Source organism: Ascidiimonas meishanensis (assembly GCF_037782385.1).
GTDB classification, from domain to species: domain Bacteria; phylum Bacteroidota; class Bacteroidia; order Flavobacteriales; family Flavobacteriaceae; genus Ascidiimonas; species Ascidiimonas meishanensis.
In genome coordinates this window covers 1-2,197 of the sequence record NZ_JBBEXD010000031.1, presented here as the reverse complement: position 1 = coordinate 2,197, position 2,197 = coordinate 1, and the positions used below count along the sequence as shown (strand labels likewise).

General features: G+C 37.8%; 1 protein-coding gene. It reads right to left on the bottom strand.

Annotated elements, in window-relative coordinates; genetic code table 11:
- Positions 1–2,197, bottom strand: a 2,197-nt coding sequence (locus WBG07_RS19260; RefSeq protein ID WP_340203752.1) for a non-ribosomal peptide synthetase, incomplete at both ends; no start/stop codon positions are given.

Genomic DNA, 2,197 nt, shown 5'->3' with positions numbered 1-2,197 from the left:
AAAATACATCCGCTGTTGTGCAGAAGACAATACATAATACCCCTGTTCCGGAACTTTAGGAATAGAGATATATGCTGAGGTGCTTGCTGTGGTTATGTACCCTGCCAAAGCACGAAGGGTCTTTTGCTGAAACAGCACTCGCAAGGGTACGTTTACCTGCAAAGATTTACCGATACGGTTCACCAGTGTAATGGCATTTAAAGAATGTCCTCCTAATTCAAAGAAACTGCTGGTAGCACTTATTAACTCAGGGGCTAAATTGAGAACTTCAGACCATATTTCTACTAATTGTTCTTCTGTTTCATTTTCAGGATGCTCAAAAGAAGATCCTGCCTCTACAGTAGCTTCCGGTAGTAAATTACGATTAACTTTACCACTTGAATTCAATGGAAATTCTTCCATAAAAACAAAGTAAAGCGGAATCATATAGGCAGGAAGCCTTTCTAACAAATAAGAACGTAGTGCCGCTGAAGTTAATTTCTCTGAAGCCGTATAATATGCAATAAGATATTTTCCTTCTTGATTTTCTTTGGCAATAACAAGGTTATCCTGTATTAAAGAATGTGAGGCTAATTGAGATTCTATTTCACCTAATTCTATGCGATATCCCCTTATTTTTAGCTGATTATCTTTCCTTCCAGCAAATTCTATGGTACCATCAGATAGCCAACGGCCAATATCTCCCGTTTTATACATTGACGCACCTCCTACAAAAGGATCTGCTACAAATTTAGCAGCCGTTAATTCGGGCTTGTTTAAATATCCAGAAGAAACCCCTTTACCGGCTATACAAATTTCACCATAAACCCCTAAAGGGCTGCTCATCATATAAGTATCCAAAATGTAAATTCTCTTATTGGGTATAGGTTTCCCAATGGCAGAAACATTTTCAATATTTGAGATATTTTGGTACGTGGCACAAACCGTTGTTTCAGAGGGACCATATGTGTTATAAATTTCACTCTGTGAACGCAGATTAGAAATATGCGATGGCTGTAAAACATCTCCACCACTAATGATTAATCGCAACCTTTCAAGCTTATCAGCATATTTATTAAGTTCGTTAAGAATTAAAGGAGTCGTGCTAAGAACAGTTGCTTTCTGCTCTTTGATGACCTCTAGTAAATATTCTGTATCAAAAAATTCGCCTTGAACTACAGCTAGGTGCGCACCCGAAATTAAGGTTGGAAAAATTTCTTCCAAACAGGTATCAAAAGACAGTTTTGATTGTTGAATTACAGTATCACCTTTATTAATAGAAAAATAATTTTTAAACGTTATGGCGTAATCTTGTAAAGAATCATGAATATGGCTAATGCCCTTAGGCTTTCCTGTAGTACCTGAGGTATAAATAATATAGGCCAGATCAGTTAATGAAACTTTGAACTCAATAGAATCATTTTTCATATTGATCCATGACATTTCCTTCAAATCAATAACGAGTACGTCTTCTGGTATTTCAGGCAAAGAATCTCTACGATCTGCTAATACAAAATGAATAGCTGCATCTGTAACAATATCCTCTATTCTGATTTTAGAAAATGAAGTGTCTAAGGGTACAAATACAGCTCCTATTTTTAGAAGTGCCAACAGTGCTATAATTGTTTCTTCTGATCGGTCCATATAAATTCCAACCGTGTCAGATTTTTGGATTCCGATTTTTCTGTTAAGATAAACTGCTAACTGATTCACTTTTTGACTGAGCTCAGCATAGGTTAGTTTTCTTTCTGCGGAACTAACTGCTACAGCTTCGGGAGTTCTAATTACCTGTTCCTCAAAAAGAGTGATTACGGTTTGATCTTTAGGATAGGTAACCGTAGCAGATTGAAAATCTTCCAATAGCATGCGTCGTTCTCTTTCGGGAAGTAATTCCAGTTGGTAAATGGCGCTATCAATACGGGTAAGTACCTGATCAATCAGGTTTTCAAAGTAGCCTAGGTATCGATCCATCGTTGAACGCTCAAATAAAGCACTGCAATAAGTGATCCCTAAATGTAAGGCATCCTCGGTCTCAAGGGTATCCAGACTCATATCAAACTTGGATACCTCCTGCATATCCGCTGTAAAGGGCGCAATCTCAAAAGGCAATCCAGATGCACCAGAAGCCGTAGTCTCTTTGTTATAGCTAAACATCACATCAAACAGCGGGTTACGACTCGTGTCACGATCAATCCCTAATTCCTCTACTAAGGTTTCA